We start from the raw sequence: 24,492 nt of genomic DNA, 5'->3' as shown, positions 1-24,492 counted from the left end.
CATCGGCTGTCCGGCACTTCGCCGAGCCGATGATTAATTTCCGTCCGGCGATATACAAGCCTCCTTCCATGCTAGTCTGGTCTCTGTGCCGCAACCTATGCGACCGGAGGCCTTTCATGGCTGCACCCCGTCTCGACATTCCCCCAACAGCGCCTTCCGGCACGTTGCCGGAAGAGAATGCCGTGCCTCGGCAGGTCGACAGCCATCGCGCCGCGAAGGGGCGTGCCGGGCACCACCCCACCACACATGATGCCGTGCATCTTCCCCTTGTCGTCGGCATAGGCGCCTCTGCGGGGGGATTGGAAGCCCTTGAGGGCCTCTTCAGGCATATGCCCACCACCACCGGGGCCGCGTTCGTGGTCATCCAGCATCTGTCACCCGATTTCCCAAGCTTCATGGATGAACTGCTGGCCCGCCAGACTGTCATGACCATCGTCGTTGTGCAGGATGGCATGTGCCCGGCACCCGACCACATCTACCTGTTGCCGCCCGGCAAGGAGATGGAGATAACGCTGGACGGTTTCATCCTGCGCGACAAGTCTTCATATGACAACCGCCCCTCCATGCCCATCAACACCTTCTTCGCCTCCCTCGCCGCATGGTATGGAGAGAACGCCGCAGGGGTCGTCCTTTCCGGCACCGGCACCGACGGGGCGTCGGGGCTGGAGGCCATCTCCGCCGCCGGAGGTCTGGTTCTCGTCCAACTCCCCGAAAGCGCGGCTTTCGATGGCATGCCCAAAGCAGCAGCCGCGGCCTGCCGGGCTGCCGTGCTTGCCACTCCAGACGAAATGCCGGACATACTCGCCGCCTTCATATCGGGCTCGCCACTTCCGTTCGAACATCCCGGCCTGCCTGCCGACCCCGCCTCCGGAGGCCCTGCCCCCGACGCGCTGCAGACCATCTTCACGCTGCTGCAACGCCATGGCGGGCTCGACTTTCGCGACTACAAACCGGCCACCATCGCACGGCGCATCATGCGCCGCATCCGGCTTGAACAACATGCCGACATCGAAGGTTATGCCCGGCACCTTCGTGACGACCCGCAAGCGGTGCAGACCCTGTTCCGCGACCTGCTCATCGGGGTGACGACCTTCTTCCGGGATGAAACCGCCTTCGACACACTCGCCGCCACAGTCATACCGGAACTTTTCAGGAAACAGGGCGACCGGGGTGAAATCCGGCTGTGGGTCGCCGGATGCGCCAGCGGCGAAGAGGCCTATTCCCTCGGGATGCTGTTGCTGGAAGCCGCCCCGCAGTTCGATTTCACGGGGCGCATCTCCATCTTCGCGACCGACGTCCACAGGCACTCCCTCGACCGCGCCTCGGCAGGGGTCTACACGAAAGACAGCCTGCAGGCCCTCTCACCCCGACGGCTGCAACGATTCTTCATTCCCGAAGGTGATGAGACCTACAGGGTCGCCCCGGAGTTGCGGTCTCTGGTGCTGTTCACGCAGCACAACATCCTCGCCGACCCGCCCTTCACCCGTGTCGACCTCGTCAGTTGCAGAAACCTCCTCATCTATTTCGGGGTGGATGCACAGGAGAGGGCCATCGCCCGGTTGCATATGGCCCTGCGCCCCGGCGGTGTCCTGTTCATGGGAGCGAGCGAGACCACAGGACGCTTGCATCCCATCTTCGAACCTCTCGACCCGCGGTTACGCATCTTCACGAAACGTCCCGACACCCTCGGCATGACGGCAACCCATCTGGTGCACCCGGCTGTCATCGACGCGCACCGTCTGGCCACATCCTCGCCACAACCCTCTGAACGACAACTGCTGCGCGACTACGACGCGCTTCTGCAACGTTTCGCCCCGGACGGCATGCTTGTGGACGACCGTTTCGCCGTGCTGCATTTCTTCGGCAACGGGGCCTCATATCTCACGCAGCATACCGGGCGCACCGACCGCCCCATCACCGACATGGTCGAGGGCGACTTGCGCCTTGCCCTCTCCTCCGCGCTGCAACGGGCTTCTACGACCGGGGAGACCGCCCGCTTCAAGAGCATCCGCGTACCGGGCAATGGCGGGGACCGCCTCGTGGATGTCGAGGTCATGCCCATCGGTAACAAGCCATCCGACGGGAAGCACTACCACGTGGCGCTCCAGTCATCGCACCCTGTGCTCATCCGGCCTCTTGTCGAACCCGCAGCGACGGGGCACGGCACAGGACTGCTGGCGTCACGGGTCGCCGAACTCGAAGCGGAACTTGCCGAGACACGTTCGAGCCTGCGTGACAGTATCGAACAGGTGCACGTCACCAACGAGGAATTGCAGGCCACCAACGAGGAACTGCTCTCGGCCAATGAAGAACTGCAGGCGACGAACGAAGAGCTTCATTCCATCAATGAGGAACTCTACACCGTCAACGCCGAATTCGAGCGCAAGAACGACCAGCTACGCATTCTTGGAGAAGACTACGCTCAACTCTTCGACACGATTCCCATCGCCATCGCCTCGCTGGACGAATCGCTACGGGTGCGGCGTTTCAATGCGGGCATGTCTGCAATCTTCCACCTGCAACCCCACGATGTGGGAAGGCCGCTGCAACAGATCGCCTCGTGCCTTGCGGAACCTGACAATCTCTTCAAATCGCTGGCTCTTGGCCTCAGTGAAGGGGGAACACACGACAGCGAGGCACGCCTCACGGATGGCAGGTGGTGCCAGCAACGCATCCATGCCGTCCGTGATGAGACAGGGGCGACAGAGCATATGCTGCTCACCTTCATGGACATCACCCACGTCAAACATGCCGAAGCCATGCGGCAGGAGGCACGTTCTCTTGACGAGGTCTCGCGTAACGTTCCCGGCGTGGTGTTCAAGTTGTGCGCCCCGCATGATGGTAACATCAGGGTCGAGTACGTCGGCGGCGGAACGGTCGAGTTGTGCGGGCTGTCGCAGGAAGAGATCAAAGCCGACCCGCACGCGCTGGTCGCCTTGTTCGGCCCGGATGTCGTGCCACATATCCTTGCGGGCATCTCTGCGACAGACGGGGAAGGGACGCCTGTGGATGTCGAAATCCCCCTGCATTGCACAGGCGGTACAAAATGGGTTCATGTACAGGCCACCTCCACTCCGGCACGGGGGGGCGGCACGGAATGGTACGGCGTTGCCGTGGACGCCACGGAACGACGATACGACGCGACGCGCATGCATAATGCCGCCGACAGGTATCTGCGCATCCTCGACCACGCCCCCATGCTCATCTGGCGTAGCGACACCACTGGTGCATGCGACTGGTTCAACACCACATGGCTCGACTTCACGGGCCGGACCATGGAACAGGAGTATGGCTACGGCTGGGCCGGGGGAGTGCACCCCGACGATTACGACCGTTGCGTCAGCATCTATCAGAAAGCCTTCGCACTCCAGCAGGCATTCGAGATGAACTACCGCCTGAAGCGGCACGACGGTCAATTCCGCTGGCTCGTCGACTGCGGCAAGCCCCTTCCCGACCTCGACGGCACCTTCTCCGGTTTCATCGGCTACTGCTATGACATCACCGATGCGGTCAACGCGCTGGAATCCATGTGCGAGGCGAGCAAACGCGCCGAAGAGGCAAATCGTACCAAAAGCGAGTTCCTTGCCAACGTCAGCCACGAATTGCGCACTCCGCTCAACGGAGCGCTGGGCATGTTACAACTGCTCGAACTGTCGTCCCTCTCTCCCGAACAGAGGCAGTATGTGACCACCGCCATCCGTTCCGGGCAGAACCTCGTGCGACTGCTCAGCGACATCCTCGACCTTTCCCGCATCGAGGCGGGCAAGCTTGTCATCGAAGCCATCCCCTGCGACATAAGGGAACTGGTGGACGAGGTGTTCTCCACCTTCAGCCTCGACGCCACAGGCAAGGGCATCACGCTGGAGACGACCATTGCCCCCGGTACCCCCACCTACGTTCGGACAGACCCTCTGCGCTTGCGGCAGACGCTGTTCAACCTTGTCGGCAACGCGGTCAAGTTCACGGAGAAGGGTGGCGTACGTGTGGAGTTTTCCACAGCCTCCATGCGCGGCGACGCCATCGTCCTGTTCTGTACCGTACGCGACACCGGTCCCGGCATCCCCGAAGACAGAATCGAGAGCATCTTCCAGCCCTTCACCCAACTGGACGGCTCTTACACACGCCGTCACAGCGGACTGGGACTCGGCCTTGGCATCGTATGCAGACTCATGGAACTCTTCGGGGGCAGCATCGAAGTGGAGAGCGCGCCGGACATGGGTACGGCCATGCATTTCGCCATCCCGGTCGGAAAGACCCGGCGCCCGCAGGGCAGGAAGGTCAAGGAGACGGAGGATGAAGGCGACAGGCATGCCCTGTACCTGCTCGTGGCGGAAGACGATGCCATCAATCGCCTCACCCTGACACGGATGCTGGAACAGCTGGGTCACCGCGCCCATGCCGTGGAAGACGGCAGTCAGGCGTTGCAGGCACTCGCGGAACAGCACTTCGATGCCGTGTTCCTCGACATCCAGATGCCCGTCCTCGATGGCATGGCAACCTTGCAGGCCATCCGTACGGGACAGGTCGCGGGACTGCCCCCCACCATTCCGGTCGTGGCCGTGACCGCACACGCCATGCAGGGCGACCGAGAACGGTTCATGGCGAAAGGGGCCGACGCCTATGTGCAGAAGCCCTACGACTTCACAGCACTGGAGAAGGCCCTTGCGACCCTGGGGCGGCGGGTGCGGCCCGAAGGCCGCACCCGTGAAGACTATTCGTTGTAACTGAAGGCCCTGAAACCGGCCACCTTGCATACGGCGTCGCGGCGGGCGAGGTTCACGTCCTCGCGGACCATCTCCGCCACCATGTCGGCGAAGGTCGTCCGCGGTTTCCATCCGAGGCGTTCATGGGCCCGCGTCGGGTCGCCCAGCAGCGTCTCGACCTCGGTGGGACGGAAGTAGCGCGGGTCGACCTGCACCAGAACGTCGCCCGGCTTCACGGGGCACGAAGCCCCGGCGGCACCGGTCAACCGTTCCAGCGCCTTCGCATCCACCGACGTGACAACACCCTTCTCGTCCACGCCCTCGCCGTGCCACTCCAGTGCAAGACCGAGTTCACCTGCAGCCGTGGCCACGAAGTCGCGCACCGAATACTGATGTCCGGTGGCGATGACGAAATCTTCGGGCTTGTCCTGTTGCAACATGAGCCACTGCATCTCCACGTAGTCACGGGCGTGCCCCCAGTCGCGCAGGGCGTTGAGATTGCCGAGATGCAGACCGTTGGTCAGCCCAAGCACCGTCCGCGCCAGCGCACGGGTAATCTTGCGCGTGACGAAGGTCTCGCCGCGCACAGGCGACTCGTGATTGAAGAGGATGCCGTTGCAGGCGTACATGCCGTAGGCCTCGCGGTAGTTGACCGCAATCCAGTAGGCATAGAGTTTGGCGCAGGCGTAGGGGGAACGGGGATAGAAGGGGGTGCGTTCCGTCTGCGGCACTTCCTGCACCAGCCCGAAAAGCTCCGATGTGGAGGCCTGATAGAAGCGCGTGCTCTTCTCCAGGCCGAGGATGCGAATGGCCTCAAGCAGCCGCAACGGCCCCAGTGCGTCGACATTGGCCGTATATTCAGGCAGTTCGAACGACACCTTCACATGACTCTGCGCCGCGAGGTTGTAGACCTCGTCGGGCTGCACCTCCTGCACGATGCGGATGAGATTGCTGGCATCGGTCATGTCGCCGTAATGCAGGATGAACCGTCTGCGCTTCTCGTGCGGGTCCTGATAGAGGTGGTCGATGCGGTCGGTATTGAAAAGCGAGGCCCGGCGCTTGATGCCGTGCACCTCATAGCCTTTGGCAAGCAGGAATTCGGCGAGGTAGGCCCCGTCCTGCCCGGTGATGCCGGTGATGAGCGCGCGCTTCATGAAATTCTCCGTAAAGAGGTCAGACTATCGGCCCCTTATAGGACAACCGTGGCGCAGTGGCAACCGCGTGCCGCCCCACGCCATGCTTCTCGGCGTCGTCATGCCATTTCCCGCCACTGGCGACGCATCGGCCCGCCTTGATGCCGTTCACCGTCTGGTCTTGCCACCCGACGGCGGGTCACCGCCCACCACGTGCGGATGACCGTTCACACCTGCCCCAGACGCCCAACGCCCAGCGCGGGCAGCGCCGCCCATGGGCATTCACCCTGCCCTGGCGCCCGTTAACGGCACTCGTCCCATGTCAGGGCGCCGCTTGCCGATATGGGAGTGAAACCATACAAAAATACACATATGCTCCTTTCCTATCGGAACACACAGGAAAGGAGGCATCCCATGTCAGGCCCGACAACGCACAAGGCCCCCGACGAACGTCACTTCGACCTGTTCGTCCGCCGCAGCCGCACCGTCTCGATGTCCATGACCGCGCTCATGCTGGTCATCTACTTCGGGTTCATCATGCTGCTGGCCTTCGGACGCGACCTGCTCACCGCCCGTCTCGAAAGCGGTCTCACCGTGGGCATTCCACTCGGCATCGGCATCATCATCTCCGCGTCGCTTCTCACGGGCATCTACGTATGGTGGGCCAACACGAAATACGACAGCGACGTTCGAACCATCGTCGAAAGCATGAAGGGGGACGACCATGCCTGAGTTCACCAGCACTCTCGGACAGCCCAACGCCGTCTCCATCCTCTTCTTCTTCGCCTTCGTCGCCTTCACGTTGGCCATCACGTGGTTCGCGGCACGCCGCAGCCGTTCGGCCTCGGAATTCTATGCGGCGGGGCGTAGCGTCACCGGACTGCAGAACGGCCTCGCCCTCGCGGGCGACTACATGAGTGCGGCCTCGTTTCTCGGCATCGCCGGACTGGTGTCGCTGAAGGGGTACGACGGCCTCATCTACTCCATCGGCTTTCTCGTGGGCTGGCCGCTCATGATGTTCCTCATCGCCGAACCCCTGCGCAATCTCGGCCGGTACACCTTCGCGGATGTCGTGGCCTACAGGCTGCGGCAGAAGCCCATACGCATCGCTGCCGCGTGCGGGTCGCTGATGACGGTGTGCTTCTACCTCATCGCCCAGATGGTGGGGTCGGGAGCACTGGTGCAGCTCATGTTCGGCATCCGCTACGAATACGCCGTGGTGGCCGTGGGCTTCATCATGATGGCCTATGTGCTCTTCGGCGGCATGCTGGCCACGACATGGGTGCAGATAACCAAGGCGGTGCTGCTCCTTGGCGGTGCCACGGCCATGGTGGTGATGGTTCTCGCGCAGTTCGACTACAGCCCCACCCGTCTCTTCGTGACCGCAGCCGCGAAGCACGGCGAGGCGATGCTGGCCCCCGGCGGCCTCGTGTCCAACCCGTGGGACGCCATCTCGCTGGGCATGGCACTCATGTTCGGCACGGCAGGGCTTCCGCACATCCTCATGCGCTTCTACACGGTGCCCGACGCCCGCGCCGCCCGTAAATCGGTGTTCTATGCCACCGGTCTCATCTCGTACTTCTACGTGCTCACCTTCATCATCGGCTTCGGTGCCATGATGCTTGTCGGCCCCGACGCCATCCGCATGTTCGACAAGGGCGGCAACATGGCGGCCCCGCTGCTGGCGGAAGTGACAGGTGGCACCATGTTCCTCGGCTTCATCGCCGCCGTCGCCTTCGCCACCATCCTCGCCGTGGTCGCGGGTCTGACGCTGGCAGGGGCGACGACCTTCTCCCACGACCTCTACGCCAATGTCTTCAAGGGCGGACAGTCGAACGAGGCGGATGAGGTCCGCGTGGCCAAACGCGCCACCATCGCCCTCGGCGTCATCGCCATGCTGCTGGGCATCGCCTTCAAGGGACAGAACGTGGCCTTCATGGTCGGACTGGCCTTCGCCATCGCCGCCAGTGCCAACCTGCCCGCACTCCTCCTGTCCATCATGTGGCGCGGCTGCAGCACCACCGGCGCAGTGTGGGCCATTGTCACCGGGGGCGTTCTCGCCGTGGGCCTCATCATCGTCAGCCCCACCGTCTGGACGGATGTGTTCCACCTCGGCACGGCCCCCTTCCCGCTCAAAAACCCGGCCCTGCTTTCCATGCCCGCCGCGTTCATGGCCGGAATCGCCGGGTCGCTGTTGCGCCCCGACAGTGAGGAGTCCGCCCGCTTCGACGCCCAGAAGATTCGCAACTACCTCGGCGTAGGCGCGGAGTGATTCCCCTCTGATGCCGATGATGGGATGACAGGACGAACGCAAGACGGCGTATCCCTCCCTGCGACGACGGGAGGGATACGCCACCGGATGGCGAAAGCGCACCACATGTCCCCGGCAACAGTGATGCAACCTGAAAGGGCAGGGACTCATGACAAAGGAACCACGGCCCGCCGCCCCGCCAACGTCACCCGGACGGAGAGACCCCGGGGGTGCCGACACCTCACCGCCCTCATGCCTCACCCCCCTCTCCTCGCTGGTATTGCATCCACCACTGACCCTCGACCGTGAGACGTCACTGGGCGAAGCGGCAGCGCGTATGGTAGAAGCGCAGGTCTCGGCGGTGCTGGTGGGCGAGGCGACCCGCCCCGAAGGCATCATCACCGAACGCGACATCACCCGCCTCGTCGCCGAACACAGGGGCATGGCCCACGCGCGCCCACTCGGGCGGGTCATGCGGGGAGGGGTCGTCACCATCGGTGAAGGCTCGACCACGGGCGAGGCCGTGCTTCGCATGGCCGAACACGGCATACGCCATCTGCTGGTGGTATCCGGCGAGGGCACGCCCCGGGGCATCCTCGAGGAACGCGACCTGTTGTCCGGTGATACGGCAAGCCCCTTTGCCGTGGCTTCGGCCATCGACACCTCCACCGACGCCACCGCACTCGGCATGGCGCACGAGACCCTGCATCGTCTCATCCGCCGATACACGTCCGAAGGCATCGCTGCAGTACGACTGGGTCGCATCGTCGCAGGGCTGCGCGACAGGCTGGTGACACGCGCCGCCCACCTCGCACTCCAGACCATGCCCACCCCGCCTCCATCGCCATTCGCCGTGGGGGTGCTGGGCAGCCACGCCCGACGGGAACAGTTCTTCGCCACCGACCAGGATGTGGCCCTCGTGCTGTCCGACGCCAGCGGCGACATCCCCCCTGACGCAGTGGCGGCATGGTTCGCCCGGTTCGGCGAGGCACTGGCACAGATGCTCGTCCATGCGGGGCTGCCGCCCTGCCCTCACGGCATCATGCCCTCCAGCCCCGCGTGGCGACGCACCATGCGAAGCTGGCGCACTGTCGTGGACGGGGCCTGCCGCACCCCCGACGCCCCTGCCGTGGTCACACTCTCCATCCTTGCCGACCTGCGCGGGCTCAACGACGGATTCGACCTCTGCCCGCGCCTGACCGACCACCTCTGCCACCGCCTTGCCACAACCTCGCTGCCCCTGCGACTCATGGGACGCGAAGCCGTGCGCCATGCTCCGAAGCTCGGCATGTTCAACCGGCTGCCAGTCATCCGCGACGGCAAGGACGGCGAGTACATCGACCTCAAACGGTGCGGTCTCTTCACCCTGATGCAGGGGGCGAGAGCGCTCGCCCTTGAACGGGCCGGCGCATCCGTCTCGGGCAACGCATCGCACAACGACGCTGCCGGCCGGGGTATAACGTCACCCTCCGATACCGCGTCGCGCCTTGCCGCCCTCAGGCAATGCGGCATTCCCGGCGGGGAACTCGGCGACGACATCGCCCATGCGTGGGACGTCCTGCTCGGGCTTCGCCTGCGGGGACAGGTCGCGCACGAGGCCCACGCCCAGCCCGTAGACCGGCAGCAGAAAGGTCCGTCGTGGGCAACGGAAGCCATGATGACAGATGAAAAGGCCCTGCACGACGCAACCGGCACGACATCGCTGGTCATGGCAGCCGCACCATCCTCCGGGGGAACCTCCCCCGCGAAGGCCACGAAGGGAGGCGGCAGCGCCCTGCTGGACGTGGGAGCCCTCGCCCCGCTGGAACGCGAAGGGCTGCGGCGCTGCCTCATCGTCGTGGATACCTTCGCGTCATGGCTCGAACACCGCTTCGGGCTGCATCTCATCGGGTGAGGTGACACGTGATCCCCGAAGACATCATCGGCTTCCTGCGCGGCATCGCCCCCTTCTCGGACTGCCCTTCGGGTGCGTTGCGGCGAGTCGCCGCGACGGCGGAGGTACTCTTCGTCCCCAGGGGCGGGCGGCTTCCCGCAGCCCCTGATGACATCGGCACGCACCTGCACCTCATCCGCAAGGGGATGGTGCAAGGCCCCACTCGCCCCGGCTGGCCCGGAACGGTGCTCGCGCCGGGGGCATGGCTCGACGACGCGACTGGCGCGACCGACACGACCGGCACCGCACCCTGCACGGCCCTCACCGACGTACTCTGCATCCTTCTGGAACGGAATGCCGTGGCAGACGCCCTTGCAACCACACCGGGGCTTGTTGCGCTGCTCGCCCCCCGTTGCAGCGCGGCCCTTCGTGACAGGGCGGCGGCGGAGATGCGACGGACGACCCTGCTGGCGCGGCACGAGGCGGACACATGGCACCATACCACGCTGGCAACGCTCACCACCCGCCCCGCCCCGTGTGTCGCCCCCGGCGACGCCATCGGCGAAGCGGCACGCGCCATGGTCGACAGCGGCGGCAGTGCCGTGCTGGTGGTCGAAGGCGGCTGTCCCTGCGGCATCGTCACCGTGCGTGACCTCACAGCCCGTGTGCTGGCGCGGGGTGGGGACAGCGCGCAGCCCGTAGGCGGCATCATGTCATCGCCGGTCTTCACCTTGCCCCCCGAGACACCCGCCCTCGACGCGCTGCTTGCCATGACGGCACGTGGCATCCACCATGTGGCCGTCGTACCCGAGACTCTCGCGCATGGCGAAGCCCCTCACGCCATGCTTCACCCCGATGCGAGATGCGCAGCACAAGAAGGGGACGACGGAGACAGGGAACGTGGCGGGGGGGACGGGCACACCGGGGTCGACAGGTTTGACGGGCAGGGCAGGGACAGCACACACCACCGGGAGTCGCCCCACGACAGCCGTGCAGACGACACGCCACCCTGTCTGCTGTCCTCCGACGACCTCCTGTCATTGCGCGGGACATCCCCTGCGGCCCTCTTCGCAGCCCTGCGCGAGGCCAAGGGGCTTTCCGACCTCGTGGGGGTCGCCACCCGCGTCGATGCACTGGCCTTCGACCTGCTTTGCGAAGGGGCCGGGCCCGAAGCACTGCACACGGTGACCGCCCGTCTGCACGACCGCCTTGCACTACGCCTCATCCACATGGCGGAAGAGACGCTGGGGCCGCCCCCCGTGCCTTACGCCTTCATGACCTTCGGGCCGGCGGCCCGCGAAGAGGCGTTGCTGCGCCCCGTGCAACGGACGGGTATCGTCTTCATGCCCCCGCCCGACGAGGCGTCCCCTGAGACAGGAATGCGTGCAGCCCGCTACTGCCGCAGCGTAGCCACCTTCGTCACCGACGGACTCGCGGCACTGGGCTTTGCCCGCGACCCGCAAGGACGCATGGCCCCGGCACTCACGCTGCCCCTGCACCGATGGATGGCCCTGTGTGCCAATGGAGAGGCCACCAACGAAGCCGAGGGGGAGGCCAGTGATGCCGCCGGGGTCAACGGCAGCGCCCCGTCCATCTCCCTCGCACGGGCGGGGCGTGGGGCTAGGGAGTCTGCGACCGCATCCTCCCCTCCCCCCGGCCTTTCGGCTTCCGGCATGGGCAGCCCGCCACTGCTGGCCCCCCGCATCCCAACCGCAGACCTGTGCGACGCACGTACCCTTCACGGTGCGGAATCGCTCACCTCGACAGTGCGCGATGCCGCCCGTCATGCTGTCTGTCACGCCGCCCATCCCGCAATCCGGCACACACCCACGGCAGATGCGATGACCCGCGGACAGGCCCTCAGCCATCCCGACCCGCACGCCATGCTTCAGGCCCTCGTGGATGCGGTACGCCTTCTCGCTGTGCGCCTTGGCGTCGACGCTGTCGGCACGCGGTCGCGCCTCCGCCTTGCAGAAGGACAGGCGAAGCCAGACACGGCTTCGGTCTACCCTGAAGCACGATGCGCCCTCGACGTGCTTCTGCTCATCACCGCCCACGATGCGGCCCGTGGCGGCCCCGCCCCGGAAGTCCCCACCGACATGCCGTCCGCCCCGCGGTCACCCCTCGAAGCCCTCGCCCTGCGCAGGGCCGAAGCCGCCGTCGCCAGATTCATCCACCACGTCAACGGTCGGGACACTGTGTCGCCGCGGCCTCCGCGGACAAGGGCAGGGCAAGACCATGACGCGCCCTGAAGGCACCATGCACAAGGCGAGACGCGTCGCTTCACGCCTGCTGGACGGACTGACGCGGCTGCCGCTGCTGCACACCCCGTGGTCGGGAGAGGCTGAACGGCTGCGGCAACCCGTCCACGCCGCAACGTTCGTGGTACTCGACCTTGAGATGACGGGGCTTGTGCCGCGCCGCGACGCCATCATCGCCGTGGCTGGCGTGACCATGCGCGGTGAGCGCATCCTCGCCGGACGCTGCTTCGAGGCGAAGATGCGCCCGCATCTGCCCCCGGAAGAGGATGCCATCGCCGTGCACGGTCTCCTGCCCGACGAGACAGCCACCCACGACGACCCGGCGGAATCCCTTGCCGCCTTTCGCACCTTCTGTGGAGACAGCGTGCCCGCGGGGTGGCATGTGGGCCTCGATGCCGCATTCCTCGATGCCGCGGCGCAACGCCACGGGGTGCGCCCGTGGCCCCGCCGCACCCTCGACGTGCGAGGCCTGCACCTTGCCCTGCGCCACAGGCTGCCCGCCCGCGCCGCAGCCCTCGCCACGAAGGACGCCGACCTCTACGCCGTGGCACGCGTGTTCGACATCGATGTGGCTGACGCACACGACGCCACAGGCGACGCATGGCTCACCGCCCTCGTGCTGCAACGCCTTCTGGTTCATGGCGACTGCGGCCACATGACGCTTGGCGACCTCTTCCACCTTGCCGCCACGGGACTGCATGAACTGAACGGTGCCACGGCCATGACGTTCTAGCGCGGCATGCTCCGCGTCACCTCCGGCGCAGCCGCGACGACACCGCCCCTGCCTCCCCGCACGACCAAGAGCCCGCACGGCGATAGCCCGAAGCCACCAGCCGTCCGGTACCGCCAGACACCCCGTAGCGTCGCGTCCCGTTGCACGTTCCTGTCACCGTACCGCCTTCAAACAGCGACACGGGCAGCGCATCATGACGCAAAAGGAGCGTTATGGCCTCGAAGAACTTCGTCCTCGACACCAACGTCCTTATCGAGAATCCACGGTGCATCGCCGCATTGCGCAACGGCGAGGAGAATCGCATCCATGTGCCGTGGACCGTACTTGCCGAGCTGGACGGCCTCCAGCGCGACCCGCGCATCGGTCATGTGGTAGGGCAGGCCATCAACGCACTGGTGGGTGACGAGGCGGTGACGTTTCTCCCGCCGCTGGCGGACGATGTCGCCCCCTCCCCCGGCACCATCGGTGACGACCGCATCCTCGGCGAAATCGCCTCTTCCGCCCTCGAAAGCCCCATCCTCATCACCAACGACCGCATTCTCCAGCTCAAGGCGCGCGTGCGGGGCATCCCGGTGGAGGGCTACCGCGACTCCGTGCCTTTCCAGTCCGAATCGCAACGCTACACCGGCTTCGTCATGGATGGTGAAGACCCCGTGCCCAACTGCTTCCGGTGGGAGAACGGGCAACCCGTCTTCCACGGGCCGGACGGCCCACGCGCCGTCACATGGCAGCACGAGGTCTGGAAGGTGGCTCCCCGCAGCGTACACCAGAACCTCGCCTTCGAACTGATGCTGCATCCCGGCATCGACATCGTCTCCATCCAGTCCGAAGCCGGATACGGCAAGACCTTCCTCGCCCTTGCCGCCGCGCTGCATCTCGTCTTCGAACGCAAGGACACGCCCTATCGCAAGATATACCTCGTCAAACCGGTGGTGGAGATAGGCGCGCGCATGGGATTTCTGCCCGGTGACATCGAAGAGAAGATGCACCCCTACATCCGCTACGTACAAGACCTGCTGCTCAAGCTGCATGACCTGCGCCCTGCCAACCGCGTCTTCCAGAGTGTGGAGGCGGGCAACATGAAGCTCAACCCCAAACGGTTCGAGATACAGCCCATAGCCTATGTGCGTGGCATGAACCTCGAGAATGCCGTGGTCATCATCGACGAGATGCAGAACCTCTCGCGCAACGAGGCACGCGCCCTTCTCACGCGCATGGGCGAAGGCGTGAAGTGCTTCTGCCTTGGCGATACGCGGCAGGTCGACAACCAGTACCTCAACGAATCGAACAACGGTCTCAACTGGGTGGTCAAGAAGCTCAAGGGGTTCCGCAACTACGCCCATATCGTCCTCAAGGGCGAACGGTCGCGCGGCCCCATCACGGATATCGTGCTGCGGTCCCGCCTGTAGCACACCACGCCGCATCTCCCACTGCGGCGTCCTCCGCCATGCCGCGCCGCACAACCCCCTGCGGCGCGGCATGTGGCGGCAGTCCGGCCCGAGACGCACCTCATCTCCCTCCCCGCCCCGCATTCCCTCATGCGGCGGCTGCACTTACCGTCAGGGCACCCCCTATGACGGCACCTTCCATGACGGCCCCCCTTCATGGTGTGACCGGCAGCGCGTGACCGTCACAGACCTCCGCCTCGCCCCGGCACGACACAGCACGACATGGCACGACATGGCACGACACGGCACGACACGGCGCTGCGCGGATGCAGACGCAACGACGGCCACGTAACGGCAACCCGAACCCGCCTCCGTTTCCGCGCGTCTCGCCATCCTCGCCCGAAACGTCTATACTCTCCGCTCGCGGTGTGCGCACCGCGCCCACATGCCACACAACGGGAGACTCCATGACATACCGCCCCCTTCTCAACGACCTCGTCGACATGGCAGCAGGCCGTGCCCCGGTCGACCTTGTCGTCCGCAACGCCCGCATCGTCGACGTCTTCTCGCAGCGCATCGTCGAAGCCCCCCTCGCCATCGGCGGCGGGCGCTTTCTCGGCTTCTTCGAGGCAGAGGCCCACGCCACCCTCGACGCCGAAGGACGCTACCTGCTGCCCGGACTCATCGACGGCCATGTGCACATCGAGTCGTCGCTGGTCTCGCCCGCCCAGTTCGCACGCCTCGTGCTGGCGCGCGGCACCACGGCCGTCATCGCCGACCCGCACGAGATAGCCAACGTCTGCGGACTCGCCGGGCTGCGCTACATGCTCGACGCCACCCGCGACCTGCCCCTCGACGTGCGTCTGGCCCTGCCCTCGTGCGTGCCCGCGACCCCCTTCGAGAATGCCGGGGCGGTGCTCGACGCCGCCGCCCTCGCCACACTCATGGACGACCCGCGCGTGGCAGGACTCGGCGAGATGATGAACTTCCCCGGTGTGCTCGCCGGAGATGCCGACGTGCTCGACAAGATCGCCCTCGCCCTTGACCGGGGCAAGACCGTGGACGGGCACAGCCCCGGCCTCGCGGGACGCGACCTTGCCACCTATGCCGCCGCCCGCATCGCCACCGACCACGAATGCACCACCGTCGACGAGATGCACGAACGCATCGCCCTCGGCATGTACGTGCTGCTACGCGAAGGGTCTGCCGCACGCGACATGGCGCGGCTGGCCCCCGGCATCACTCCCGGCAACGCCCGCCGCTGCGTCTTCTGCACCGACGACCGCCAGCCGGCGGACATCCTGCGTGACGGGCACATCGACAACCATCTGCGCATCGCCGTCAGCCACGGCGTCGACCCCGTCACCGCCGTGACCATCGCCACCCTCAACGCCGCGGAGTGCTTCGGCCTCCGTGACCGTGGCGCTGTGGCCCCCGGTCGTGTGGCCGACTTCGTGCTGGTGGACGACCTCACCGGCTTCGCTGTGCGCAAGGTCTACGCGGCGGGCCGCCTCGTGGCCCGTGACGGGGCCGTCGTCGTCGACCTGCCCGACCATGCCGACCCGGCAGTGCGCGACACGGTGAACATCCGCCCCCTCGACGATACGGCCTTCCGGCTGCCCCTGCCCACAGGACTGGCGCGGGTCATCGGTCTGCAACCCCATTCGCTGCTGACCGACGCCCTTGAACGTGACGTGCCCCGCGACGCCTCCGGGTGCTTCACCCCCGGCGATGGCCTCGTGAAGCTGGCCGTGGTGGAACGCCACAAGGCAACGGGCAACGTGGGCGTGGGCATCATCGAAGGTTACGGGCTGCGCGGCGGTGCCGTGGCGACCACCGTGGCCCACGACTCGCACAACATCGTGGTGGCGGGCGACAACGACGCCGACATGCTCGTTGCCGTGCGTGAACTCGAACGTACCGGCGGCGGCATCACCCTGTGCGCCGGGGGGCGTGTGCTGGCAAGCCTGCCGCTGCCCGTTGCCGGACTCATGTCCGACCGTCCCGCGACGGAAGTGAGCGCAACCTTCGCGCAGATGCTCTCCATCGCCCACGAGACGCTGCACATATCGCGCGACATCGAACCCTTCATGACCCTCAGCTTTCTGACGCTGCCGGTCATTCCGGCCCTGAAACTCACCGACCGGGGGCTTTTCGACGTGCGCACCTTCTCCTTCACCACGGTGGGGGTATAGACGACGCCACGCCCGGATGACCGCGCTGTCCGCACCAGCCGGGCCAGGCAGCCCCGCAGGCCACGCGACATCCCACGACAACGCACAAGGGCCGCAGCTTCCGCTGCGGCCCTTGCCCATACAAGTCAAAAAATCCGTGCCCCGGCAATGTCAGTGCTTGCCGCCACCCAGAAGTTCCACCATCACCGCATCCGCAGCCGCGAAACCTTCACGGCTGAGTCGCGCGAGGGCGCGCGCGGTGGTGGCGATGTCAGGGTTGACCACCCCTTCGGGCCGCTGCACACCGCGGTCGTCCATGCCCAGCAGCGCGGCGGCGTACGCCTCGCCCGCCGCCGTGGCGACCTTGAGCCCGCACGACCCCTTGGCCCCGTCGCACAACATGCCCATGAGTGAAGCCATCAACGAGGCCACGGCCCTTTCGGCCTGCACAGCGTTGCCGCCCAGCACCTTCACGATGCCTGCGGCAGCCCCTGCCCCCGCTGCCACGGAACAACCGCAGATGGGGGTCAGCCGTCCGGTGTGGGCCTTGAGATACCCGGTCACAAGATGGCTGAGGGCCAGTGCCTCTGCCTGCACACGCGGGGAGACGCCAAGGCCCTCGGCTGCGACAGCCACCGGGACGGTGGCGGTGATGCCGTGGTTGCCGCTGCCCGCGCTGCTCATGACGGGCTGCGGTGCCCCCGCCATGCGCACGTCGGCGGCAGCCCCCGCCATGAAGCGGATGCGGGCGTGCAGGTCAGCGGCTTCCGCATGTGCGGCAAGGGTATGGCCCACGCCAAGCCCCCAGCCCGACTCGAGCCCCATGCGCGCCACCGCCATGTTCATGGCCGCCCCGCGCAGCAACTCCTGTTCGAGTGTGGCGTCGATGCCCGCAGCCATGTCCCACAACTGCGCGAAGTCGCACTCGCGCAACTCTTCGAGGTAGGCTGGCAACGGAGGTTTCGTGAAGGATGCGGAAGGCTCGCACGATGCGCCCCCGTGCAGGGTGCCGTCCGCCTCGGGCGCACGTTCCATCCCCTCTCCGCCCACGACCTCGCCGTCCACCACGATGGAAGCGACACGGTCGTGACGCCCCGCCACGGTGACCGTGACCTCATGCCCCGCACAGCGCAGGGTCACAGCGGCATAGACTCCGGGCACACCATCCACAACCTCTTCGGTGACCATTCCGGCATCGAGAAGCGTCTGCGCCCTCTCCACGACCGCCATGTCGATGTGTTCCAGCGCCATCAGCCCCTTGTCCGCATCTCCGGCGAGCACACCCAGCACGGCGGCGAGGCGGTTGCCCCGCAGACCGCCCGTGCCCGGAATGCCCACGTCACGCCCGTTCTTGAACATGGAGAGGGAGAGTGACAACGCCACCGACAGAGGCTCGCCGGGACAATGCCGGGCGGCGATGCTGGCGGCATAGGCCACCGCGCCTGGTTCGGTGCAGCCCAGTGCGGGTTTGACCTCGTTACGGAAGAAGAGGGCTAGGTCCACGAAGGCTCCTGCTGCGACGGCTTCTGCCGTGCTGACGGTATGCATGGTGAAAACGACGGTGAAAAAGGCACAAGCCGGTGCGGGAATGCGTTGCGCCCACCACAGGGCCGTACACACTGACGGACGCAAGGTACGGCCCGCAGGCCTTGCCCCGCCATACCTCACGGCGTGAAGGGCAGGGTCGTCATGCCATGCCGCACCACTCTCTGCAACTGCCGCCGTGTCGGCTTGCAGTGCCGTGGCGCTTCATCCTGCGAAGTGTCTGCCCTGTCCCCCGCCAGCGCAAGGCGGGCGTGGGGGTGATATCGCAGCCCTCGCGTCCGGGCGACAGCCCTTCGTTCTGCCTCATGCCGCCTCGCTATCCTTGCCCCCAAGACGCCCCGCGTGCGCAGGGTGCCGGGGCCAATGTGAGCGAGGGCCTCGTGTCCACCTACAGACGCCCCGCGTGCGCAGGGTGCCGGGCCTTTTTCAGCAGTCGCGCAGGCGGGCGAGGTCGGGGGCCGCCTTGTTCACCGCAAGGCGAATCACCTCGTAGGTCGCGGCCCCGGCCCTTGCGAAGGGGTCTTCGGCAAGCAGGGCACGCAAGGTGGGCTCATCGGGGCATGTGGCGGCGATGACCCCGCCCACGCGGGGGTCGCGCGGCCCGGAGAAGAGGAACGTGCCCTTGGCGAAGTGTTCATCAAGGAAGGCCATATGCGCAGGGCGCAGGGCATCGATGTCGGACAACGGTTTCGTATAGTGGACGAGTACGAGGAACATGGCGTCTCCCTGATTTCAATGCCGTTTCATGGCCCTATGCGCCGTCACCACCGGAGGCCACGGCCTCGACGTCCTGCGCCACCCGCCCCATGCGCCGTTTGATGCGGCGACTCAGGGCATCGAGGTAGGTGTAGTACACGGGGGTGATGTACAGCGTGAGCAACTGCGAGACCAGCAGCCCGCCCACCACCGCGAGGCCAAGAGGCTGGCGGGCCTCGGCCCCCGGCCCCCAGCCCACGGCGATGGGCAGCGTGCCCATGAGTGCGGCCATGGTCGTCATCATGATGGGCCGGAATCGTATGAGGCATCCCTGCAGGATGGCCTCATAAGGGCTTGCACCGTTCTTGCGTTCGGCCTCCACCGCGAAGTCGATCATCATGATGGCGTTCTTCTTCACGATGCCGATGAGCATGATGATGCCCACGAAGGCGTACAGGTTGAGGTCGATGCCGAAGATGAACAGCGTCACCAGTGCCCCCAGCCCGGCCGAGGGCAGACCGGAAAGGATGGTCAGCGGATGGATGAAGCTTTCGTACAGCACGCCAAGCACGATGTAGATGACCACCACTGCCATGAACAGCAGCATCGCCATGCCCTGCATGGACGACTGGAAGGCCTGCGCCGTGCCCTGGAAGGTTCCGGTGGCGGTGGGCGGGAGATACTGCCCCGCGATGCCCTCCACAGCCTGCACCGCCTCACTGAGGGACACGCCGGGGCGCAGGTTGAAGGACAGGGTCACGGACGGGAATTGCCCGGAGTGGTTCACGGCCAGCGGCCCCACCGAGGGGCGCAGGGTGGCGATGGTATCCAGCGGCACCAGACGCCCGCTGGCGGAACGCACATTGAGCAACGACATCGACGACGCGTCGCGCTGGTATTCGGGCAACAGTTCGAGGATGACCTGATAGTCGTTGTCCGGTGCGAGGATGGTCGAGACCTGCCGCGTACCGTAGGCCGATTGCAGGGCGTCCTCCACCTGATGCACGCTGAGGCCCAGTGCGGCGGCCTTGTCACGGTCGATGTCCACCCGCACTTCGGGGTTGCGTATCTGGAGGTCGCTGGTCACGTCGCGCAGTTGGGGCAACTCGCGCAGGGCCGCCTCAAGTTCCGTTCCCGCCTTGTACAGTTCGGCGGTGTCAGGCCCTTGCAGTGTGTACTGGTAGAGGCTCTTGGAAGCGCGTCCGCCCACGTTGATACTGGGCGGGTTGACGAGAAAGACGTTGATGCCCGGAAAGCCGGAGAGTTTGGCCCGCAGGCGGTTGATGATGGTGTCGACATGCTCGTCGCGCTCGTCGAAATCCTTCAGCCTGATGAAGAAACGCCCGGAGTTGCCGCCCACGTTGGGACCGCCCGCGCCCACGGTGGACGAGAACGAGTCCACGCCGGGGTCAGCCGCGATGATGGGGTGCAGGGTCTTCTGCAGCTTCACCATCTGCCCGAAGGAGACGGACTGGTCGGCCTCGGTGAAGCCGGAAATCTGCCCGGTATCCTCACTGGGCAGAAAGCCCTTGGGCATGGCGGCGAAAAGCCACACCGTGACACCAAGCACCACCATCGACAGGCCGAACGTCATGCGGTGGTGCCGCATCGTGAACCGCAACGAACGTTCATACCCCCGGTGCAGCGTCTCGAAGAAGGTCTCCAGCGCGTTGTATACCCGCCCGTGCCGTCTCTGCCCCACATGCGGCTTGAGGAACAGCGCGCACAGCATGGGCGTGAGCGACAGGGAGACGAAGCCCGAAAGGAGGATGGCGACGGTGATGACCACGGCGAATTCGTGGAACAACCGTCCCACGATGCCCCCCATGAACAGTACGGGGATGAACACCGCCGCAAGGGACACCGTCATGGATATGATGGTGAAGCCTATCTCGCGCGCACCGTCGAGGGCGGCCCGTAGCGGAGTCTTGCCCATCTCCATGTGCCGCACGATGTTCTCCAGCATGACGATGGCATCGTCCACGACGAAGCCCACCGCCAGCGTCAGGGCCATGAGAGAGAGGTTGTCGAGGCTGAAGCCCATCATGTGCATGGCGGCGAAGGTCACCACCACCGACATGGGCAGGGCGAGGCTGGGAATGACGGTGGCCGACAGGCTGCGCAGAAACAGGAAGATGACCAGCACCACGAGGCACACCGTGAGCACCAGCGTGAACTTAACCTCGGCCACCGACGCCTTGATGGACTCGGACCGGTCGAACAGGATGTTCAGCTTCACGGCGGCGGGCAACTGCCGCTCGAATTCGGGCAGCAGCCTCTTGATGGATTCGACCACCTCCACCGTGTTGGTGCCGGGCTGGCGTTGCACGGCCAGCACGATGCCCCGTTCGTCGTTGAACCAGTTGAGGATGCGGTCCTGTTCAACGCTATCCACGACCCGGCCCAACTCTTCGAGACGCACGGGCGCTCCGTTGCGGTAGGCGACCACCACGGGCCTGTAGGCCGCAGCGTCATACAACTGCCCGGATGCCTTGATGATGCTCGCCGTGTGTTCGCCTTGCAGGGTGCCCGTGGGCAGGTTGCTGTTGGCCTTGTCCACGGCGGCGGACACCTCGTCGATACCGAGGCCCAGCGCCTTCAGCCGCCTCGGGTCGACCTGCACCCGCACCGCGTACTTCTTGGCACCGTAGACGTTGACCTGCGCCACCCCCGAGACCATGGAGATGGTCTGCCCGATGCGCGTCTCGGCGTATTCGTTGACCTTGGAGAGGGGAAGCGTGGGCGATGTGAGCGCGAGAAAGAGGATGGGCTGGTCGGCCGGGTTCACCTTCTGGTAGCTGGGTGGCGTGGTCAGGTCTGACGGCAGCTTGCGCTGCGCTGTCGATATGGCGGCTTGCACGTCCTGCGCCGCCGCGTCGATGTCACGCGAAAGGTTGAACTGGATGGTGATGCGCGTGTTGCCCTGCGTGTTGGTGGAACTCATGGAGTCGATGCCCGCGATGGTGGCGAATTGCCGTTCCAGAGGGGCAGCCACCGACGAGGCCATGGTCTCCGGGTCCGCCCCCGGCAGTTGCGCCCGCACCTGTATGGTGGGGAAGTCGACGTTGGGCAGGTCGCTCACCGGAAGCTGGCGGTAGCCCATCACGCCGAAGAAGAGCAGCCCCAGCATGACGAGCGTGGTCGTCACCGGCCTGCGGATGAAGAACTCCGTGACGTTCACTGGCGGGCCTCCGCAGCCTTCGTGCCCGTCGGCCCCTGCGTCGGCCCCTGCGTCGGCACGGACGTCTGTGCGGCGTTGCCGCCTGCCTGCTTGCTGTCGGTTGCCGTATCTGCCGCTCCCTTTTCAGCCGCAGCCCCAGCACTCTTCGACGCGCCACCTGGCGGAGTGTCCCCGGATGGCCCGCCTGGCGTCGCCGTGGTGTCTGCTGGAGATGCTGTCGCATTCCGGCCCGCATCCGCTGCCCGGATGACGACCTCGGCCCCGGGCGTGAGCCGCATCAGGCCTTCAACGACCACCTTCTCACCGGGTGCGATGCCCTGCAGCACCTCCGTCATCGTATCCGCCTGCACGCCCACGGCGAGGTTGCGCAACTCGGCGCGTCCGTCAGCCACCACATAGGCATAGGGGCCGTCCACACCCGCCTGTACGGCCCGCGAGGGAACGACCACGGCATCCTTGTGCGTGGCCAGCGTAAGGCGGACATCCACGAAACGCCCCGGCCACAGACTGCGCGTCCGGTTGTCGAAGGTGGCCCGCAGACGGATGGTGCCCGTCGCCGTGTCGACGCTGTTGTCGACGAAGTCCAGTCGGCCCTCCACCTCGTCCCCGCCGTCAGGGCGCGCAAGCACCCTGCCAGTGCCCGATTGCCTCAAGGCAAGCACCGCCGGGAGGTGCACCTCGGGAATCGAGAAACTCACGTACACGGGTTCCACGGTGTCCAGCGTCACCAGCCAGTCGTCGGCATTGGCCTTGATCATGTTGCCGATGTGCGCGCCCACGGCCCCTGCCCGGGCATCGGCCGGTGCGGTGATGATGCAGTAGTCGCGCTGCAGGGCCGCACTCTCCACGGCGGCCTCAGCCTCGCGCAGCGACGCGCGCAACCCCTCGGCGGTGGTGCGTATCTGCTCATACTGCTCACGGCTGACGAAACCGCCCTCCACAAGGCTGGCGAAGCGCCTGAGGTCGTCCTCCGCCTTGGTCAGCTGGGCACGGGTGCGCTCTTGCCGTGCACGCGCCTCGCGCAGGGCCGCCTCCATGGGCCGCGGGTCGATGGTGAAGAGTTTCTGCCCCTTGCGCACGTCGTCGCCCTCACGGAAATGGATGCCCGTGAGTTCACCCGTGATGCGAGACCGCACCTGCACCGTCGCGGATGCCTCCACATTGCCCACGGCCTTGAGACGCACCGGGATGTCCTGCCGGGCGGCAACAGCCGCCGTCACAGGTGCCGGGCCCTTGGCGCGCGCCCCCTTCGCCTTGCCCTCATCGCGTGAGCACGCGCCCGCGACCACGAGGCAACACGCCAGCAGAGTGCATGCCACACGACGCACCGAGGCCATTGTCGAGAAGGAGGAGACGGCGCGCATGGCAGAATGGTCGTTCATGGTGGTTCCGTTCGTTGCAGTTTGAACCGTCCGGAAGCCTTCGGCTGCCCGGAAACAGCATGATAATCCGTTCATGATGTTCTTCTACTGTTGTTGCGACTGGACTCGTTCAGGGCATCCGCATCGCGGCGCTACGATGCGGACTCAGACGAAGAATGTGCCGGGCCGAGGGATGGGATGAGGCAAAATCGCCGCCTTGCATGATGCAAAAGAACTCTGTGCCAACATGTCAGCCGGCATCCGAAGGATGCGCAACATCCCGTCCGGAATGGAGAACGCCTCTCTCGGCAACGTTATCCTGTGCGCCGTGGGCCCGTTCCGTGATGCGCTTCCTGGCTGCATCAAGGGCATCGAGAGAGAAACGCACGATGTGTTCAGCCAAAGCGGCGATGTCTCGCTGCGTATAGGTGAGGTCTGGATAGAGACGTTCGATGATGGCCCGTGCGTGATGATGATGCAGCGACTGTCCCACCACTGAAAGCGAATGCAATGTGATTTCCCGGTCTGTTGCGCCCTCGCCAAGTAGATCCATCACGATGCCTCGCAACTCGCGTGACACGGGCAGGATGCCACGCGCGACAAGTTCGTCGAGCGCCGGGGAAGGCGAGGCGAGCTCACGCGCCATGAGACGATTGTACCATGGCGGTCGTCGTCCGCCCCGCACGCGCAGCAACTGGTCATGGATGAAGTCATAGAGCCTCTGACGTGGGCATGCCACCAGCGTACGCTGTATCCTTGCCTTTGCCGCAGCATCGAAGGTCGCATGCAACACTTCGCGGTACAGCCCCATCTTGTCGCCGAAATGGTATTTCACCATCGCCACGTTCATACCGGCGCGGGTGCATATCTCCCGCAACGACGCCCTGTGGAAGCCTTTTTCGGCGAAGGTCTCTCCTGCGGCTTCGAGCAATCTCTCACGACTTCCGCCTTGCATACGGTCTTCCTCCACCGCCTTTCTAAACGACCGTTTAGCCAAGTCAAGCACAAGCTTGGCTCCCATCAAGCAGCCATGCGGCAATTCGGGCAAGCACCAGTGCAGGGTTTTCAATTCCTACCGCAGCACTTCGACTGATTACACAACCTACTGATTTTTTTTCACTACCCTTGACGCATTCGTGTAGTTGCGACATTACATTCGGTGCGGGAATCCAAGGGCTCACGTCCCCCCTAGG

At 65.6% G+C, this 24,492-nt stretch carries 14 protein-coding genes; 8 read left to right on the top strand and 6 right to left on the bottom strand.

The window, feature by feature from the left end; genetic code table 11:
- Positions 1-116 precede the first annotated feature (116 nt).
- Entirely contained in the window at positions 117-4,724 is a 4,608-nt protein-coding gene (locus tag DVU_RS02180; protein ID WP_014524240.1) for a chemotaxis protein CheB, read from the top strand.
- Here the strand turns inward: DVU_RS02180 and gmd are convergent.
- Entirely contained in the window at positions 4,712-5,857 is a 1,146-nt protein-coding gene (gmd, locus tag DVU_RS02175; RefSeq protein ID WP_010937755.1) for a GDP-mannose 4,6-dehydratase, read from the bottom strand. The genes DVU_RS02180 and gmd overlap by 13 nt on opposite strands.
- Positions 5,858-6,250: 393 nt before the next feature.
- Here gmd and DVU_RS02170 point away from each other — a divergent pair, with 393 nt between their 5' ends.
- The 7 genes from DVU_RS02170 to ade all read left to right on the top strand — a co-directional run bounded on the left by DVU_RS02170 (position 6,251) and on the right by ade (position 16,537).
- Positions 6,251-6,568 (top strand): DUF485 domain-containing protein, encoded by a 318-nt coding sequence (locus DVU_RS02170; protein WP_010937754.1) that lies wholly within the window; start codon positions 6,251-6,253, stop codon positions 6,566-6,568.
- Complete coding sequence (locus DVU_RS02165) at positions 6,561-8,108, top strand: sodium:solute symporter family transporter (protein WP_010937753.1); 1,548 nt, start codon at positions 6,561-6,563, stop codon at positions 8,106-8,108. The genes DVU_RS02170 and DVU_RS02165 overlap by 8 nt, the downstream gene beginning before the upstream one ends.
- 148 nt (positions 8,109-8,256) lie before the next feature.
- Complete coding sequence (locus tag DVU_RS02160; protein WP_010937752.1) at positions 8,257-9,981, top strand: DUF294 nucleotidyltransferase-like domain-containing protein; 1,725 nt, start codon at positions 8,257-8,259, stop codon at positions 9,979-9,981.
- Between the two features lie 8 nt (positions 9,982-9,989).
- Positions 9,990-12,212 (top strand): DUF294 nucleotidyltransferase-like domain-containing protein, encoded by a 2,223-nt coding sequence (locus tag DVU_RS02155; RefSeq protein ID WP_010937751.1) that lies wholly within the window; start codon positions 9,990-9,992, stop codon positions 12,210-12,212.
- On the top strand, positions 12,199-12,954 hold the full coding sequence (locus tag DVU_RS02150) for a 3'-5' exonuclease (protein WP_014524239.1): 756 nt from the start codon (positions 12,199-12,201) through the stop codon (positions 12,952-12,954). The genes DVU_RS02155 and DVU_RS02150 overlap by 14 nt, the downstream gene beginning before the upstream one ends.
- Before the next feature lie 212 nt (positions 12,955-13,166).
- Positions 13,167-14,363 carry a PhoH family protein gene (locus DVU_RS02145; protein ID WP_010937749.1) on the top strand — a complete coding sequence of 399 codons (1,197 nt, stop codon included), beginning with the start codon at positions 13,167-13,169 and terminating at the stop codon, positions 14,361-14,363.
- Between the two features lie 446 nt (positions 14,364-14,809).
- On the top strand, positions 14,810-16,537 hold the full coding sequence (ade, locus tag DVU_RS02140) for an adenine deaminase (protein ID WP_010937748.1): 1,728 nt from the start codon (positions 14,810-14,812) through the stop codon (positions 16,535-16,537).
- Positions 16,538-16,687: 150 nt separating this feature from the next.
- Here the strand turns inward: ade and DVU_RS02135 are convergent, their stop codons facing one another.
- From DVU_RS02135 to DVU_RS02115, 5 genes are all read right to left on the bottom strand, one after another.
- Positions 16,688-18,019, bottom strand: a complete 1,332-nt coding sequence (locus DVU_RS02135; RefSeq protein WP_010937747.1) for an L-cysteine desulfidase family protein — start codon at positions 18,017-18,019, stop codon at positions 16,688-16,690.
- A gap of 468 nt (positions 18,020-18,487) precedes the next feature.
- Entirely contained in the window at positions 18,488-18,778 is a 291-nt protein-coding gene (locus DVU_RS02130) for a YciI family protein (RefSeq protein WP_010937746.1), read from the bottom strand.
- A 34-nt stretch (positions 18,779-18,812) separates the two neighbouring features.
- Positions 18,813-21,938 (bottom strand): efflux RND transporter permease subunit, encoded by a 3,126-nt coding sequence (locus tag DVU_RS02125; protein ID WP_010937745.1) that lies wholly within the window; start codon positions 21,936-21,938, stop codon positions 18,813-18,815.
- Positions 21,935-23,320: an efflux RND transporter periplasmic adaptor subunit gene (locus DVU_RS02120; protein ID WP_014524238.1), complete on the bottom strand. Its 1,386-nt coding sequence runs from the start codon at positions 23,318-23,320 to the stop codon at positions 21,935-21,937. Before DVU_RS02120 ends, DVU_RS02125 begins: the two co-directional genes overlap by 4 nt.
- 229 nt (positions 23,321-23,549) lie before the next feature.
- Positions 23,550-24,254, bottom strand: coding sequence for a DUF1956 domain-containing protein (locus DVU_RS02115; protein ID WP_014524237.1), 705 nt, complete (start codon positions 24,252-24,254; stop codon positions 23,550-23,552).
- Positions 24,255-24,492 lie beyond the last annotated feature (238 nt).

Origin of the sequence: Nitratidesulfovibrio vulgaris str. Hildenborough (assembly GCF_000195755.1) — a bacterium.
Lineage (GTDB): Bacteria > Desulfobacterota > Desulfovibrionia > Desulfovibrionales > Desulfovibrionaceae > Nitratidesulfovibrio > Nitratidesulfovibrio vulgaris.
Note: the sequence above shows the minus strand (reverse complement) of the source record. Positions and strands in the feature narration are given on the sequence as shown.

Coding starts and splice junctions, on each gene's coding strand:
- DVU_RS02120 (WP_014524238.1), bottom strand. CDS start 23,320: ATGAACGACCATTCTGCCATGCGCGCCGTCTCCTCCTTCTCGACAATG.
- DVU_RS02170 (WP_010937754.1), top strand. CDS start 6,251: ATGTCAGGCCCGACAACGCACAAGGCCCCCGACGAACGTCACTTCGAC.
- DVU_RS02150 (WP_014524239.1), top strand. CDS start 12,199: ATGACGCGCCCTGAAGGCACCATGCACAAGGCGAGACGCGTCGCTTCA.
- DVU_RS02160 (WP_010937752.1), top strand. CDS start 8,257: ATGACAAAGGAACCACGGCCCGCCGCCCCGCCAACGTCACCCGGACGG.
- ade (WP_010937748.1), top strand. CDS start 14,810: ATGACATACCGCCCCCTTCTCAACGACCTCGTCGACATGGCAGCAGGC.
- DVU_RS02180 (WP_014524240.1), top strand. CDS start 117: ATGGCTGCACCCCGTCTCGACATTCCCCCAACAGCGCCTTCCGGCACG.
- DVU_RS02130 (WP_010937746.1), bottom strand. CDS start 18,778: ATGTTCCTCGTACTCGTCCACTATACGAAACCGTTGTCCGACATCGAT.
- gmd (WP_010937755.1), bottom strand. CDS start 5,857: ATGAAGCGCGCGCTCATCACCGGCATCACCGGGCAGGACGGGGCCTAC.
- DVU_RS02165 (WP_010937753.1), top strand. CDS start 6,561: ATGCCTGAGTTCACCAGCACTCTCGGACAGCCCAACGCCGTCTCCATC.
- DVU_RS02145 (WP_010937749.1), top strand. CDS start 13,167: ATGGCCTCGAAGAACTTCGTCCTCGACACCAACGTCCTTATCGAGAAT.
- DVU_RS02115 (WP_014524237.1), bottom strand. CDS start 24,254: ATGCAAGGCGGAAGTCGTGAGAGATTGCTCGAAGCCGCAGGAGAGACC.